The organism is Aliivibrio logei (assembly GCF_001691055.1).
Taxonomy (GTDB): domain Bacteria; phylum Pseudomonadota; class Gammaproteobacteria; order Enterobacterales; family Vibrionaceae; genus Aliivibrio; species Aliivibrio salmonicida.
The window spans coordinates 15,759-32,264 of the sequence record NZ_MAJU01000025.1 but is presented as its reverse complement, the minus strand read 5'-3'; the positions used below and the strand labels follow the sequence as shown (position 1 = coordinate 32,264).

Genomic DNA, 16,506 nt, shown 5'->3' with positions numbered 1-16,506 from the left:
GTTTTTTTGTATGAACACTTAATGAGAATGGTTATGCCCACAGCCACAAGTCGGTGCTGCAACTACACTTTGTAGCGGTTCAAGTGCTATTTTCTCATTTAATTCTTCAGTCGTTAGCGTATTTAACAGCATTTCGTTTACGCGATTAATTACATCCACATCATTCATTTTGCGTTGAATCTGCATAACTTCAACAAACTGACGACTCAATTCTTCTGACAACGTAAATTCGCGAATAGCTTGCAGTGTATTGGTCGCACTATCAATCGCTAACATAGAAAAAGACAACTTCCCTGATTCTGGTGATTGAAAATAATCTTCAGGAATAACAGCGGCATTAAACTGCATTTCAAACGTCAACTCACCCAATGAAAACACAGCTAAACACGCCCCTTCATTTGTCATTGTCATTCCTAGCTGAGCACTTGCTTGTCTCAACACGGCTTGTTCGTCAGCCGTAATATTACCAAGACCAACATAAAGAATATTAGGTAAGTCATTACGAAACATCTCAAGCATCGCACCATCACCTTGTTTAAATGGGTGATCTTCAATCGTTTGTCCAACTTGAAAATGAGGGTGATGATGTGCAGTCATAATGGCTTACCTTATGTAATCTTAATATGAGATTAGTTTAATCTGATTAAATTAAATAACAATTACCATAAAAAGCAATTCACTATTACGTATGTGTAAAAGTAAAGGATCAGCCCAATTTTACTCATTATTTATTCATCTTCTGAATTTTAAAATCCAACCAAAATCACAAAACTCACCACACCTTTTTTTACTTCCCTTTCTTATTTTCACAACCACTCATTTGTAACTAATTAATATTTAAGTAAATAAAATAAAAAGTTTGACCTGTATCCGCACACCATTACTCATTTCCACTTCAAAGTGGAAAATCTCTCCCTGTTCACTTTCCTCTTCCACTTATATTCTTCAATCATCAAGTTTGGATAGCAAAGTTTATTATTTAAAGGAAATATAAAACGTGGATAGTAATACTCTAGACATTAATGAAGAGTTATTCACTGAAGAAGTAGATTCAACGTTCAATAAAGTAATTTCTATTTTAAGAGCTGAGAATATATTTCCAGACAGTGTTCAGAAACAAATGCTTTTTTCTCATTTAAAAGCAATGGTAATTAGATCTCATACTCATGAATCGTTACCCGAAGTTGAAATTGACATGTTTGATGAAATATCAAAATCATCACATAAATTAGCCGAAGATGTCGTGAGTCTGTTTCCGACATTAGCATACGAAGAATCATATTTATTATCTGTTCACTTTGAAGTGGCAAAAGAAAACGAATTAACTGAAGAATTAGGAGCATAACATGACGAATATAAAAGTAGTGATCGGCGACCGTTTAGGTAAAGGACAAAAAGTAGGTTTAGGCGTAGAAGCCGCAGGTGGTTCTGTTACTGTGATCCCTGGTATGGCTGCCGACATGAAGCTTGGTGATGTTATGAACGAAGAGCAAGCGGACTTCGGTATCTCTTTTTGTGGCAGTGGCGGTGCAGGTGCAATCACAGCGCAAAACAAATACGGCTACAAAGCAAAATATGGTATGCGCTCTGTTGAAGAAGGCGTAACCGCAATCAATGAAGGCTTTAACGTACTTGGTTTTGGCTTCATGGATAAAGAAGAGCTAGGCCAACGATTGGTCGAAGCATTCGTTAAAAAATACAGAAGCTAAATATGAAAGAATCGATTACAACAACCGTTACGGTTAGTGGTAATGGAAATACAAAACAAGCCGCTTTCAGTTCCGCATTAAATAATATTCAAAAAACAATTCTAAAAGATAACGAGCAAGTTATTTTACGTATAGAACCTGTTGATGTGAAATTAATTAATGCGGAGAAAAAAGAAAGAATAGAAAAGTTTATGTTTTTCTTTTTACCTCGAAATAAAACTTCTTATTCAGTTACTTTAGATGTCACCGTTAATGTCACCATAATTAATATTGACCAACTGGATTTTAAATCAATATAAACACCTATTTACTTTAAATAAAAAACTTATTTAAGTATACAAATGGAAGGTATATATAGATGTTCTTAATTATATTAATGAAGTCTCTAATTATAGGGGCTTTAGTGGGCGTTGGCGTCGGTGTGGGTGCCGCACGTATGTTCCACGCTCCAACAGTTCAAGGTATGGGCGCATTCCGTACTCTTGGCGAACTTAACTCTTGTGAAGGCGATCCTGCATCTCACTTTTCTTTTGGCCTTGGCTTCTTCTTTAACGCATGGGCGTCTTCTGTTGCAGCAGGTGCTTTCACTCAAGATGTTGACCACCGAATTATTCCTCATTGGGGTGCAGCTGCCCTGATGTTCAAAAACAAAAATGTCGCTGAGACAATGCACGACCCGAAAAAAATGGGCATTGCGTGTGGCATCATCGGCATGGTTGTTGTTGCATTCTTAAACTCGACGGCATCCGCCGTTCCTGAAAGTCTACAAATTACCGCGGTAAAAGTACTCGTTCCTGCCGCTAACTTACTCGTCAATATTGCGATGCCCGTTATCTTCTGGTTAGCCGCTATTGACGCCGGTCGTCGCTCTGGTTTTTGGGCAACTATCTTTGGTGGTTTGGCTCAAATGATCATGGGTAATGCCGTACCTGGCCTTGTTCTTGGTATCTTGATTGGTAAAGGTGTTGAAGATGGTGGTTGGAATAAAGTAACCAAAATCATGCTTGCAGCGGTTATCACTCTATTTGTTATGAGCGCCTTCTTCCGTGGATTTGACCTTGAACTTATCGAGTCTTTCAGGCTCACCGTTCCTACTTGGTTAGAGAGCGTACACACCACCCTTAGCGGCAATCAGTAAGTCAGGAGTTGAAAATGGACGATAAATTAAAGAATAACTTTTGGTACGCAGATTGGTCTTTCCCTTTCTTCGTCGGTCTGCTGTCTTCTGGCGTGTTTGCCGGTACACACATGTACTACTTATACGGCATTGGCGCATTCAATGAAGTCGCGTTTGTATCAATGTTACGTGCAGGAATGGACACGGGTGTTTATGGCGCCGTTGCCGCTTTTGGTGCGAGTTTCTTATTTGCTCGAATCATTGAAGGGTCACTTGTCGGTATTTTAGACATTGGTGGCGCAATTCAAACAGGGGTTGGCTTAGGCGTCCCAGCTCTTTTACTGGGTGCGGGTATTGTTTACCCATTAGAAAACTTTATTGCTTCATTGATTGTTGGTTTTCTATTAGGCGTGGCAATTGGTTACATCATCATCCTAGCTCGTAAATACACCGTTGGGCAAAGTAACTCAACCTACGGCGCTGATGTCATGATGGGCGCAGGTAATTCATCAGGTCGCTTCTTGGGTCCTCTGATTGTTCTGTCTGCGATTGCGGCTTCTATTCCAATTGGTATTGGTTCATTGATTGGTGCGCTTGCGTTCTACCAATGGAAAAAACCAATCACTGGTGGCGCTATCATTGGTGCGATGGTGTTCGGCTCTCTATTCCCAGTAGCTCTTGGTTAATCCATCTAGATAATGCTCTTTCAATTAGAGAGAGCATTACGTCACACAGGTAAGAGTTATGTATGACTTGCTGATAAAAAACGGAAAATTAGTGAATGGTGGCCTTGTTGATGTCGCAATTCTAAATGGAAAAATAGCACGTGTTGGATCTGATATTAACGACGCTGCGATAAGAACTGTTGATTTAAAAGGGTTACATTTCCTTAGCGCGGGTTGGATTGATTCACACACGCATTGTTACCCATCGTCGCCAATTTATAACGATGAACCCGATTTAATCGGTGTCACTCATGGAGTGACTACCGTGGTTGATGCCGGCAGTGTCGGTGCTGATGATGTCGATGATTTTTATCGATTAACTCAACAAAGTGCCACTAACGTATACAGTATTTTAAATATCTCTCGCATTGGTTTATTGCGACAAGATGAACTCGCTGACATGAGTGACATTAGTTTAGACGCTGCGAAAACTGCCATCACTAAACATTCAGACTTTGTTGTTGGCATAAAAGCAAGAATGAGCGGCAGCGTTGTAAAAAATAACGGATTAGCACCACTGATCAGAGCCAAAGAAATGCAGGCTCAAAATAACAACCTACCTTTGATGGTACACGTTGGAAATAATCCACCAAATTTAGATGATATTGCCGAGTTACTAACAAAAGGCGACATCATTACACACTGCTATAACGGAAAGCCAAATCGAATTCTAACCCCTGAGGGTGAATTAAAAGAATCAATGAAAAAAGCCATCAAACGTGGCGTTATTTTGGATGTTGGCCATGGCGGTGCTAGCTTTAGTTTTGATGTTGCAGAGCAAGCAATTAAAAAAGGCATTTATCCAGACACGATCAGTTCTGATATTTATTGTAAAAACCGAATTTCAGGACCGGTACGCAGTCTATCTCACATCATGTCGAAATTTTTAAGTATCGGTTTGCCCATGGATCGAGTGATTGATTGTGTCACTATCAATGCCGCCAATGCACTAAAAATGAAAACCAAAGGCACGTTAGAAATAGGCCAAGACGCCGATATCACGATTTTTAATATCCACCATGAAGCCTGTACTTTTGAAGACTCAGAACAAGGTACTCGCCAAGGTGAAGAATCCTTTTTACCTTTAGCCAGCATTGTTGCAGGCAAACTTATTACGACACAACACGGAGAACAAACCAATGTCTTCAATTCATGATAAATACGGTCTTACGGAAGTAATTAATGCGTCAGGTCGCATGACTGCATTAGGGGTTTCAACGCCAAATGAAGACGTTGTAAATGCAGTTACAGAAGGACTTGGTCAATATTTTGATATGAAAGACTTAGTGATCAAAACCGGAGAATACATTGCAAATATTCTTAATGTTGATGCCGCTGTCGTTGTCTCTTGTGCTTCTGCTGGCATCGCTCAATCCGTTGCTGCTGTGATTGTAAAAGACAGCCAATATCGATTAGAAAATTTACACGCCCACGCCCATGATGTGCCTTCTGAAATTGTACTACCAAAAGGCCATAACGTGAATTTTGGTGCACCAGTTGGCACCATGGTTACTCTGGGTGGCGGTACGATCAAAGAGGCAGGTTATGCCAATGAATGTTCAGCAGAACAGTTAGAAGCGGCAATAACAAAAAACACCGCCGCTATCTTATACATTAAGTCTCATCATTGTGTTCAAAAAAGTATTTTAACGGTTGAACAAGCCGTCGCTGTCGCCCAAAAACATGACTTACCCTTAATTGTGGATGCGGCTGCAGAAGAAGATCTACAAGGTTATTTTGCTATGGGTGCAGATCTTGTTATTTACAGTGGCGCTAAAGCCATTGAAGGCCCAACAAGTGGATTAGTGGTCGGTAAAACACACTATATCAACTGGGTAAGAAAACAATCTCAAGGTATTGGCCGAGCAATGAAAGTCGGTAAAGAAGGCATATTAGGCTTAACTCACGCAATTACCGATTATCTCACGGTAGAAAAAGAATCGGGCCAAGAAATGGTCGCAAAAATGGAAACATTCATTAGCGACATCAATTCGATTAATGGGGTGAAATCTCGCGTGGTTTGGGACAGTGCTGGTCGTGATATTGCGCGAGCAGAAATCGCGTTTGATCATGATGAGCTTCAAACCACCACCACTGAAATTGTAAAACAACTTCAAAATGGTAACCCTGCGGTGTATTGCCGTGGTTACAAAGCCAACGAAGGCATTATCGAAATTGATGTTCGCAGCGTTAACTCAACGCAACTGAATACTATTTTCCTAAAAATTAACGCATTATTTTAAGAGAGACACTCCATGACTTTAAAAGCTAATTTCTACAAGAATCGTGTATGCCTGAATGTATTAGCAGGATCTGTTGATAATGCGGGCGAAATTTATGACGCTGCGGAAGGCCATGTCCTCGTCGGTGTATTATCAAAAAATTACCCAGACGTTGACGCCGCGGTTAGCGACATGAAAAAATACAGCGAAGCAACCAACAATGCCGTATCTGTTGGCCTAGGCGCAGGCGACCCAAATCAATCAATGATGGTGTCTCTTATTTCTCAACACGTTCAGCCACAACACATCAACCAAGTGTTTACGGGTGTCGCAACAAGCCGAGCATTAGTTGGACAAGATAAAAGTATTGTTAACGGCTTAATTTCACCAACCGGTACAGTGGGAATGGTTAAAATCTCAACCGGGCCATTAAGCTCTCGCTCTGAAGATGCCATTGTTCCTGTAGAAACGGCAATTGCGATGCTAAAAGACATGGGCGGAAGCTCTGTTAAATACTTCCCAATGGGTGGCCTAGAAAGTCGTGAAGAATTTGCGTATGTCGCTAAAGCCTGTGCAGAGCAAGATTTTTGGTTGGAGCCAACGGGCGGGATTGATTTAGAAAACTACGAAGAAATCATGCAAATCGCACTCGATGCGGGCGTAAGTAAAATTATTCCTCACATCTATAGCTCTATTATTGATAAAGCAACAGGGAATACACGCCCAACAGACGTAACAACTCTATTAGAAATGACTAAAAAACTGCTTAACTAAGTTTGCTCCTCCAAGCCAGATCGCTGCCCCCAGAGATCTGGCTTTTTTATTTTATTGATACACCGACTTATTTTTAGTCGAAAAAAATAACTCAAGATAAGAATCACACATTCAATAAATATTGATATCTAGTTACTTAAAACTGGTTGATATTATTGTTAATAAAAATGACTTAACTTAACTCGGTTCTCTTATGATTCAACTGCCTTATCCACGCCTTAATACCATATTCGAAGCACTTAGACATGAACCGCTTCCTCAACAAGAACTGGCACAGCGTTGTGATATTTCAACTCGAACCATACGTACTGATATCTCTGCATTAAACGATATTTTAGCCTCTTATGGCGCTCAAATTCAGCACCAGCGTGGAACGGGTTATCATTTCGATATTTACGACAAAGCTCGATTTTCTGATATTGAAAAACAGACTCAAAAGATGAAGACCTCCCCTCGTAACGCTAAAGATCGCGTTGTGTACTTAATCATGCGCCTTCTCTCTCAAGAGGAAGAATGTAAGTTAGACGATTTAGCCAATCAGTGGTTTGTTAGTCGAACTTCTTTACAGGCGGACATGACAGAAATCCGAGAAATCTTAGAACAATACAATTTAGAGATAGTAAGTAAAGCCCATCATGGCCTGAAACTTTTTGGGGAAGAGCAAGCGATACGAGCCTGTATCGCTCATGTTTTATTTCAGTTTAAACCCAGTGATCGCACTTTTATTAATGTCTGTGACCACTTCTTTCCTGAGATTAATTTACCCTCATTAAAAGAAGATTTGCTGACGTTAATTAATCAAAACCACATCCGATTAACCGATGAAGGGTTGCATCATTTATTGGTGTATTGCGGCATCACTCTGCATCGACTCAAGTTAAATTCAGTGATCCACCACGTACATCAACCAAAAATCAGTAATGAAGCGCAAAACGCGGCCCTCGATCTAAGTAAAACGATTGAAGTCTTACTTGGTGCCCCTCTTCCTCAATCAGAAATTGATTATTTGAGTATTCAAATTGCGGCTCGCCGAGTAACAGGAGTCACGATTGTCGATACTGAGAAATACACTGAACAATTAGAGTTAACGCATTTTTTATTAGATTATGTAAACGAACACTACAATTATGATTTACGTAATGATGAGCTATTAAAGCGTGATTTACTGTGTCATATCACCACCATGATATTGCGCGTAAAATACCAAATTACGATACCTAATCCGTTAGTGGATCATATCAAGCGCTATTATCCTTTGGCCTACGATATGACGGTTGCCGCTATTTCTTATTGGGGAAAACATTTGATCCCAGATGGTGAGGTTGGTTATCTCGTTATGCATATAGGTGTAGGCCTAGAGCGTAACTTTGCTTTAGAAGAACAACAGCCGCCAAAAGCATTGTTAGTGTGTGATTCTGGCACTTCGATTATGCGGTTATTAGAATCACAATTACTTCGCTCCTTACCTCAATTAGATATTCAAAAAATTGATTCAGTAAGAGAGTATGAATCGCTAACCAAAGTGGATGCCGATTTTGTTATTTCTACAGAAAAAGTCTCTCAAAAAAACAGACCGACCATTACTATTTCGCTGTTACCAACAAGCTTTCAATTAGAGCAGGTTAATAAACTCATATTAATGAATCGCTCCCACCCTTACATGTTGGATAAATTTTTTGATCAACGTTATTTTTCAGTCCTATCAGAACCAACGACACAAGCTGAGCTGTTAAAAAAATTCACCGCACATTTTACAGAAGACAATATCACCCCTATTGAGTTTTATGACTCGGTGATTGAACGTGAAAACATTACCTCAACCATATTAGGAGAAGGGATTGCCATTCCCCACTCTCTGGGGTTATTAGCCAATGAGACAAAGGTATACACCATTATTTCTCCACATGGCGTCGACTGGGGAAACGGAAAGATTGCACACGTGATTTTTCTTTTTGCCATCAATAAAAACGATTATGAAGAAGCCATGAGTCTGTATGATTTATTTGTTACCTTCATGAATGGCAAGGCGGTAGATACGATCTTAGAATGTTTATCGTATGAAGAATTTCAATACGTCGCTAAAGAGTGCTGGTTTAATAGAAGAAAAGATTGGTAGAAACAAAAAATCCCAGCAACGACTGGGATTTTTTATGTCGGTATAAAAGTATTAGCTCCGAGGTTTAAACTCAAGAACTGGCGCTTTCTCACCGTCATTCACATCACGAGGATTATTAATAACGATTAACTCTAACGCTCGTCCTGTTGGACTTAATAATGCTAACTCTTCTTTATGCTCATCTTCTAAGCAAATACTCAACGTAATATCTGATAACGCTTTTACGCCAAACTCTTCTTCCAGTGTTTCTAATGCTTCTTGTAGATTTTCCGCCAGAGACTTACTGTCCCAACGACCTTTAAATTGGATTTCCAACAACGTCACCTTCTGTCTTTTTAGTACACACCACATTCAACATGGACGTGTTTTTTAATTTTTTGGTCGAACCGTCTTTAAAGAGACCTAAATCATTAGCTCCCCAATAAGGCAATTGCATTGGCCATTTATCTTTTTTCATTATCGTAGAATCAGCCAATATTTTCCATTGCTCTTTAGTAACTAAATTCATATCTATCTGTTGGCAGATCTCTTGGGCGTGCTGTGCCGTTGCTCGTAGCCATGGCATTTTACCTTCCATGTAAAAACCTTCCGTGGTGTCATGACTAAATGGCACAACAAAATGCGTTTGATTGATCATCACGGCTTTGCGAATCGTGATCGGATCAAGTTTCGGCTCTGCAACCACTTCAGGGGTGATCTCCGGTTTTGGTATGGTAGAAAGATCCACTTCTCTCAACGTAGCAAGCTTAAATAAACGCTCACGCTGTAAAGTCGCTAATGATTTACTGGCGGTGGTGTAATCTAGGTAAGGTCCAATCAAACAGCGATTTAAATCGCCTTCTTTTTTCATATTAATGGGCGCATTCACCGCCTCACTAAGTCGAGAAATAACTGCATCATCGATTGTCTTACGAAAAAGACCGCATTGAATCCAAAACTCACTGTCACCCTCGTCATGCTTTGCTGACTGGTTTCCCCATAACCCTTCACCAATCGGGCAAGACTCCGACAATTCGTTCATTGCCGTAGACGCTTTAGGCACACACACCGACATTAAGGCACTTTTTTTTGTCGTTAAATAATCGGTTAAATTTATATTCGCATACGCGCTTGTCACTACGACGACATTACTGAGCACAATAAATGAGAGTGCTGTTTTGTTTATTAATTTAGTCATCTGACTTCCCCAAGCAGCGTTAACAATATTATCAGCATAGCAAAAGTTGTGTTTCAGATCCGAGATCCTATTTCCAATGCTTTCATATCGCGTAATTTAATAGAATAAAATGGCTATCCATAAGGCGATAAACTAAAATTATAGCCTATCCTCCTTTATTTATGTCGAGTGGCACATGGAAGTTGAACTGTTAGAGATCCAACATTTTTTATCTCAATACCCTCCATTCAGTTTATTACCTGAAGAGGCGATAAAAGAAGCCGCCCAAAGCGTTGAAATTTCTTATTACCGTGCAGAGAGTATGGTGATCGGCTTTGGTGATGAGATCAAAGACCTCTACATGGTTCGCAGTGGGATTATAGAAGTCTATCGTCGTAATGGGGAACTCTATAACCGGCTGGATGAAGGCAGTATTTTTGGTCAAATGGGCTTATTAATGAATAATAAAGTTCGCTTCCCAGCCAAAGCACTTAAAGATTCTCTTCTTTATTGTATTCCTGAATCTGTATTTGATGATTATTGTGAACGTTATGATGAATTCTCAGATTTCGTTGAAGTGGAAGATGCCACTCGTCTAAAGCAAGCCGTTGAAAGTAATCATGATGACGCCAATGATTTAACGACATCAAAAGTAAAAACATTGCTGACTCGTGAAGCCGTTATGATCACCAAATATGAAACCATTCAATCTGCCGCAAAAACCATGGCAGAAGAGAATGTGTCAGCGGTTTTAATTACCGATCCAGAAATCAATACCGATGAAGAAGATAACGACTTTGTTGGCATTATTACTGACCGTGATTTATGCACCAAAGTCCTCGCCTGCGGACTAGATTTTGATACTCCGGTTTCAGAAGTCATGTCGACAGAGCTGATTTCACTCGATCACAACGCTTATGTATTTGAAGCGATGTTGATGATGTTGCGCTACAACGTTCATCATCTTCCTGTACTTCGTAATAAGCAGCCTATTGGCGTACTTGAAGTCTCTGATATCGTGCGTTATGAATCTCAAAATAGCCTGTTATTTGTGAGCAGTATCTTCCAACAACAAACCATCGAAGATCTCGTTATTCTTTCTGCTCAACTTAAAGATTGTTTTGTACGAATGGTAAACGAAGACGCCAACTCACATATGGTGGGTAGCGCGATGTCTGAAATTGGTCGCAGCTTCAAACAACGTTTATTAGAGCTCGCTGAAGAAGAATTAGGTCAACCGCCTGTGCCTTATTGTTTCTTAGCATTAGGATCAATGGCTCGCGATGAACAACTGATTGTAACTGACCAAGATAACGCGATTATTTTAGACAATGACTACAATGAAGCCGAACACGGTGACTATTTTAAAGCCTTATCAGCTTTTGTTTGTGATGGTTTAGCGGCGTGTGGTTATACCTATTGTACTGGCGATATCATGGCAACCAATCCTGAATGGCGTAAAACTCAATCGGAATGGGAAGAATGCTTTGCTGACTGGATTGATAACCCAGATCCTCAGGCATTATTAAACAGCTCTATCTTCTTCGATTTAAATGGCGTTTATGGCCGTACTAAATGGGCTGAGCAGTTAAATGGCTTTATTGTTCGTCGTGCGAAAAAGAACAATCGTTTCCTTGCTTGTCTTGCTCGAAACGGCTTACGCCGAACGCCACCACTGGGGTTCTTTAAAGACTTCGTGATGGAGAAAGATGGTCGCCATAATAACTCGATCAACTTAAAACGTCGCGGAACCGCCCCTCTTGCTGATCTTATTCGTGTTCATGCTTTGGCTATTGGCTCTCAAGCCCAAAACTCCTTTGAACGTTTAGATGACATTATTGAAGCCGGTATTCTGCCAAAATCAAAAGGCGGAGATTTACATCATGCGATGGAATTGATTTCTTTGGTTCGTTTACGTCACCAAGCGTTAGATGTCGAAGCAAACATTGAACCAGATAATAATATTGAGCCTGAAAACATGTCTGATTTTGAACGCCGAAATTTAAAGGATGCGTTCCAAGTACTCAGCAATGCACAAAATTTCCTTAAATTTCGCTATAGCGCCAGCAAATTCTAGGAGTGAATAATGATTTCTAACACTCATCAAGAAATTTTAAACTGGACCGCTTTCTTTACTCATAAATACGAAGCAAGTAAAGATCAGCGCCTTAAAAATTTCTACCAAACGGGGACTTATGAAGAAGAAACACCACTCAAAGATATTGAGTTTGTTGCTTTAGATTTTGAAACCACAGGGTTAGATGCAAACCAAAACAGTATCATTAGTATCGGATTAGTTCCGTTTACCTTAGAGCGTATTCGTTGTCGTGAATCGCAACATTGGTTTGTTAAAGCACAAGATAGCCTAGAAGAAAACTCAGTCGTTATTCATGGCATCACTCACTCAGATTTACAAGGTGCCCCTGATTTACGCCGTATTTTAGAGAAAGTATTGGATGCATTGGCAGGCAAAGTGGTCGTGGTTCATTATCGTAAAATCGAACGTGACTTCTTTGATATCAATTTGCGTAATCTTATTGGCGAAGGCATCGTTTTTCCTATCGTCGATACGATGCAAATTGAAGGGGACTTTCAACAAGAGCAAGCGAAAGGATTAATTAATTGGATTAAAGGAAAGCGCCCTGAATCCATTCGGTTAGCCAATAGCCGCTCACGCTATGGTTTACCAGCATATGCCCCGCATCATGCGTTAACCGATGCCATAGCAACCGCTGAACTGTTTCAAGCTCAAATCCGCTACCATTTCTCTGAAAATGACCCGATCAGAAAAATCTGGCAATAATTAAGCAATAGAAACCGCAAGAAATAAAAAAGCCGATGAAGATAATAATCCTCATCGGCTTTTTATTTATCAGTTACTCAAACATTAAGAACGATTGTGTTTCTCTGTTCTCATGCCCATAAGCAAACTGACACACATCACTAATAGAATAATGGTAAACGGCAATGCGGTAGAAATCGCACCCGCTTGAAGCGCTTCAACCGCTTGTGTTCCACCGACCCATAATAGAGCAACGGCAATTGCACCTTCCATGAACGCCCAAAAAACACGTTGTGGAATTGGCGCATCAACTTTACCACCAGCGGTAATACTATCGATAACCAATGAGCCTGAATCCGATGAGGTAATAAAGAATACCAATACCAGAACAACAGCAATCATAGATAAAATATTACCCATAGGCAGAGCATCAAACATTTGGAACATAGCAAGAGAGACGTCGGTTAATCCATCAGTCCCTAATGTACCCACATTATTAATAATTTGATCAATCGCAACGCCACCAAAAGTAGACATCCATAGCACAGTAAAGACAGTTGGAACCACTAATACCGCGATCAAGAACTCACGAACTGTACGACCACGAGATACTCGAGCGATAAACATACCAACAAATGGAGACCATGAAATCCACCACGCCCAATAAGTCACTGTCCAACCGTGCATCCACGCTTCATCATCACGACCACTTGGATTACTCAACGGAATAATATTTTCAATATAACCGATGATCGTTGTTGGAATTGTCCCCATAGAAACCGCAAAGGTCACTAAAGCAACAAAAGCAACCAACACAATCGCGATGATCATATTAATATTACTGATGATTTTTACGCCGCCATCAATACCGCGCATTACCGACACAACGGCAAGTAACGTAACAATGAAAATAATCGCGACTTGTAAACCTAAGCCACCTTCAATACCAAACACATGCTGGAAACCACTTGCTGCTTGTTGAGCACCAAGACCTAGAGAAGTCGCAAGACCAAATAAGGTAGCAAGAACGGCAAGAATATCAACAATGTGACCAGGCCACCCCCATGTACGATCCCCTAAAATTGGATAGAAGATTGAACGCATAGAAAGCGGTAAGCCTTTATTGTAAGAAAAGAAGGCCAATGATAAAGCGACGACACCATAAATAGCCCACGGGTGAATACCCCAGTGGAACATGGTCGCACCAAGCGCGAGTTGTCTTGCTTCTGGAGTATAAGCTTCAACACCTAATGGCGTTCCAAACCAACCGGTAAAGTAAGCAACAGGTTCAGCAACCCCCCAAAACATAAGACCAATACCCATGCCTGCGGCAAATAGCATCGCTATCCAAGAAATCATTGAATAATCTGGTTTGGCTTTATCACCACCAAGGCGAATTTTACCGAATGGAGACACAATCAATGCTAAGCAGAAAATCACAAAGATATTCGCAGACCACATAAACAAACCATCAAATGCATTGATAATCTGTGATTTTAAACCATTTAGAACCGTCTTCGCGGTTTCTGGATCAGTCACAGCAACCGCAATTAAGAAGAGTGCAATTAAACCAGCACTAATGCCGAAGACGGTATTATGAATATCCAATCCCCATTTTTGAACGTTATCCTGTCCAACAGTATAATCCGTGTTATCTATACTGTACTTATCCTTATTTCTACTCATTATTCCTCACTTCGAGCCTTAGCTCTCTGTTTTGGTTTAATTCAAATACTCGCTTTAAAATATTTAAACACACAGGATGATCCTAACAACTAAGCTAACTATTGCCAGTAAAAGCGGCAAATTAGTCAATAAAACAACAAAATAAGACGGTAATCTTAGTTTGTAAGACACTATTCACGTTATACACAACAAAAAAAAGCGATGATTCAATCACCGCTTTCTATATGCTTTCTTCTATTAACCCTTATAAATTTTAGGATTAAACACGTCTCTCAGCCAATCGCCCAGTAAATTAATCACAAGAACGAGGGTCACTAAGACTAACCCAGGGAAAGCGGTAATCCACCACGACCCAGAGAAGATATAGTTAAAACCAATACTGATTAATGAGCCTAATGAAGGTTGGTCTACCGGTAGGCCTAAACCTAAGAAGGACAGAGCCGCCTCGGACATAATCGCATTTGCAATCTGTACCGTAGAGATAACCAAAATAGGAGACAAACAGTTCGGCAGAATATGGCGAAACATGATTCTTGGCGAACGGAACCCCATCACTTTAGCCGCTTCAACGTATTCTTTTTGTTTCTCAGCCAATACAGAGGCGCGAATAGTACGTGCATATTGTGGCCATTCAGCAATACCAATAATCACAACCAACATGATCACCGCATACTGACTAAAGAATTCCGTTCCAAAACTGGCTTTAAAAATGGCTGAAACGATAATCGCAACCATCATGGTTGAGAATGATAACTGCACATCCGCAAAGCGCATTAAGAAACTATCAATTCGTCCACCGAAATAGCCCGCAGAAAGACCAATAACGATACCGAGAGTCAGTTGTACTGCTACCGCTAGAAAACCAATCGTCAATGATAAACGTGAACCATAAAGAATCGTTGAGAGTACATCTCGACCCTGGTCATCAGTTCCGAGAAGAAAACGTTCATCTCCTTCTTCCATCCAAGAAGGTGGCAATTCTGAATCCATAATGTCGATAGAACTTAGATCGTATGGATTACTTGGTGCTAGAACGGGTGAAAGTAGCGCCCCTAATACAAACACAACAAAAACAGCAAAGCTAAACATTGCTACTTTGTCACGTAAGAAATAGTACAAGAAATCTGATGATTTAAATCGTTCCCAACGCGTTGGAACGTGGTTAGTTGTCGTGTTCATGATTACGCTCCTTTCCCTGTAATATCTACCGTTGGGTTAATTAATCCATATAACAAATCGACAATCGTATTAGTTACGACGAAGATCAAACCTACAAAGATAACGTAAGCCGTAATCAATGGAGTATCGACACGGTTAATCGCTTCTAAAAATAAGAAACCAGTACCCGGCCATTGGAATACAGTTTCAGTAAGAATGGTATAAGCCACCATCGTACCTATTTGAACACCACCCACAGTAAGTACCGGTAACATGGTATTTTTAAGCGCATGTTGATAATAAATTTTGTTTGTTGCGATGCCTTTTGCTTTTGCAAACTTGATGTATTCAGAACTCAGTACTTCGATCATTTCTGAGCGAACCAAACGAATAAATAAAGGCAGCATAATTGAGGCAAGAGACACACATGGCAATACTAAATGCGCCAAGCCATCAATGGTAAAGAATCCAGATTCCCAACCGAGCAAATTATAAGTCTCTCCTCGCCCATAAGACGGTAACCAATTTAACTCAATAGAAAACACATACATCAGCATGATTGCCGTTAAGAAGACCGGTATGGAAATACCAATACTACTGAACGCCATGATCGCTTTGGTAAAAAAGCTTTTGGGATGAATCGCAGAATACACACCAAGAGGTATCGATAAACAGATAATGATTAACGCCGATCCCAACACCAATTCAAGAGTGGCAACGAGCTTATCAAGAATGACTTCAACCGCTGGTTTTTTAAAGAAGTAAGACGTGCCCAAGTCACCTTGAACCGCATTAGTAATAAAACGAGTATACTTTGTGACGAATGGGTCATTTAACCCAAGATCATCTCTCAGAGCTTGACGCTCGGATTCTGAAACTGATTGTCCAACCAATTCACGTAACGGGTCACCCAAGTTATCTTGAATGGAAAACGCAACCAGACTGATCACAAACATCACTATCAGAGCCTGAAACAGGCGCTTGACCAGAAACGTAAACATTCCTTATCCCCTTAATCTATCCTAAGAATGACATGATAACATTTCATGCCTAACATATTG

The 16,506-nt window shown here is 40.3% G+C and carries 17 protein-coding genes; 11 read left to right on the top strand and 6 right to left on the bottom strand.

The window, feature by feature from the left end:
- Positions 1-18 precede the first annotated feature (18 nt).
- A complete protein-coding gene (locus tag A6E04_RS17090) occupies positions 19-597 on the bottom strand; it encodes a hypothetical protein (RefSeq protein WP_065611956.1) in 579 nt (192 codons plus the stop codon).
- A gap of 400 nt (positions 598-997) precedes the next feature.
- Here A6E04_RS17090 and A6E04_RS17085 point away from each other — a divergent pair, with 400 nt between their 5' ends.
- The 9 genes from A6E04_RS17085 (at position 998) to A6E04_RS17045 (ending at position 8,663) form a co-directional block, all read left to right on the top strand.
- Complete coding sequence (locus A6E04_RS17085) at positions 998-1,345, top strand: transcriptional regulator (RefSeq protein ID WP_065611955.1); 348 nt, start codon at positions 998-1,000, stop codon at positions 1,343-1,345.
- Position 1,346: 1 nt separating this feature from the next.
- Positions 1,347-1,709, top strand: coding sequence for a glycine-rich SFCGS family protein (locus tag A6E04_RS17080; RefSeq protein WP_012549005.1), 363 nt, complete (start codon positions 1,347-1,349; stop codon positions 1,707-1,709).
- Positions 1,710-1,711: 2 nt separating this feature from the next.
- Positions 1,712-2,008, top strand: coding sequence for a DUF4312 family protein (locus tag A6E04_RS17075; protein WP_012549004.1), 297 nt, complete (start codon positions 1,712-1,714; stop codon positions 2,006-2,008).
- A gap of 59 nt (positions 2,009-2,067) precedes the next feature.
- Positions 2,068-2,847 (top strand): DUF4311 domain-containing protein, encoded by a 780-nt coding sequence (locus tag A6E04_RS17070; protein WP_012549003.1) that lies wholly within the window; start codon positions 2,068-2,070, stop codon positions 2,845-2,847.
- A gap of 14 nt (positions 2,848-2,861) precedes the next feature.
- A complete protein-coding gene (locus tag A6E04_RS17065; RefSeq protein WP_017020927.1) occupies positions 2,862-3,512 on the top strand; it encodes a DUF4310 family protein in 651 nt (216 codons plus the stop codon).
- A 58-nt stretch (positions 3,513-3,570) separates the two neighbouring features.
- Complete coding sequence (locus A6E04_RS17060) at positions 3,571-4,707, top strand: amidohydrolase/deacetylase family metallohydrolase (protein ID WP_065611954.1); 1,137 nt, start codon at positions 3,571-3,573, stop codon at positions 4,705-4,707.
- Positions 4,691-5,794, top strand: coding sequence for a DgaE family pyridoxal phosphate-dependent ammonia lyase (locus tag A6E04_RS17055; protein WP_065611953.1), 1,104 nt, complete (start codon positions 4,691-4,693; stop codon positions 5,792-5,794). The genes A6E04_RS17060 and A6E04_RS17055 overlap by 17 nt, the downstream gene beginning before the upstream one ends.
- Before the next feature lie 12 nt (positions 5,795-5,806).
- Positions 5,807-6,547 carry a 2-dehydro-3-deoxy-phosphogluconate aldolase gene (dagF, locus tag A6E04_RS17050; RefSeq protein ID WP_017020924.1) on the top strand — a complete coding sequence of 247 codons (741 nt, stop codon included), beginning with the start codon at positions 5,807-5,809 and terminating at the stop codon, positions 6,545-6,547.
- A gap of 193 nt (positions 6,548-6,740) precedes the next feature.
- The gene (locus A6E04_RS17045) at positions 6,741-8,663 is read left to right on the top strand and encodes a BglG family transcription antiterminator (protein ID WP_065611952.1); all 1,923 of its coding nucleotides are present in this window, start codon (positions 6,741-6,743) and stop codon (positions 8,661-8,663) included.
- A 51-nt stretch (positions 8,664-8,714) separates the two neighbouring features.
- Here the strand turns inward: A6E04_RS17045 and A6E04_RS17040 are convergent, their stop codons facing one another.
- Together A6E04_RS17040 and A6E04_RS17035 are read right to left on the bottom strand one after the other, a co-directional pair.
- The gene (locus A6E04_RS17040; protein ID WP_085941776.1) at positions 8,715-8,987 is read right to left on the bottom strand and encodes a hypothetical protein; all 273 of its coding nucleotides are present in this window, start codon (positions 8,985-8,987) and stop codon (positions 8,715-8,717) included.
- Positions 8,962-9,840, bottom strand: coding sequence for an SPOR domain-containing protein (locus tag A6E04_RS17035; RefSeq protein ID WP_065611951.1), 879 nt, complete (start codon positions 9,838-9,840; stop codon positions 8,962-8,964). Before A6E04_RS17035 ends, A6E04_RS17040 begins: the two co-directional genes overlap by 26 nt.
- Positions 9,841-10,015: 175 nt before the next feature.
- On the opposite strand from A6E04_RS17035, the gene A6E04_RS17030 reads away from it, so the two are divergent.
- Together A6E04_RS17030 and A6E04_RS17025 are read left to right on the top strand one after the other, a co-directional pair.
- A complete protein-coding gene (locus tag A6E04_RS17030; RefSeq protein ID WP_017020921.1) occupies positions 10,016-11,896 on the top strand; it encodes a DUF294 nucleotidyltransferase-like domain-containing protein in 1,881 nt (626 codons plus the stop codon).
- A gap of 9 nt (positions 11,897-11,905) precedes the next feature.
- On the top strand, positions 11,906-12,622 hold the full coding sequence (locus A6E04_RS17025; protein WP_065611950.1) for a 3'-5' exonuclease: 717 nt from the start codon (positions 11,906-11,908) through the stop codon (positions 12,620-12,622).
- Positions 12,623-12,706: 84 nt separating this feature from the next.
- Here A6E04_RS17025 and A6E04_RS17020 read toward each other — a convergent pair whose 3' ends face one another.
- From A6E04_RS17020 to A6E04_RS17010, 3 genes are all read right to left on the bottom strand, one after another.
- A complete protein-coding gene (locus A6E04_RS17020) occupies positions 12,707-14,287 on the bottom strand; it encodes a BCCT family transporter (protein WP_065611949.1) in 1,581 nt (526 codons plus the stop codon).
- Between the two features lie 237 nt (positions 14,288-14,524).
- Entirely contained in the window at positions 14,525-15,466 is a 942-nt protein-coding gene (locus A6E04_RS17015; RefSeq protein ID WP_017020918.1) for an ABC transporter permease, read from the bottom strand.
- Between the two features lie 2 nt (positions 15,467-15,468).
- A complete protein-coding gene (locus A6E04_RS17010; RefSeq protein WP_012548991.1) occupies positions 15,469-16,446 on the bottom strand; it encodes an ABC transporter permease in 978 nt (325 codons plus the stop codon).
- Positions 16,447-16,506: the final 60 nt, after the last annotated feature.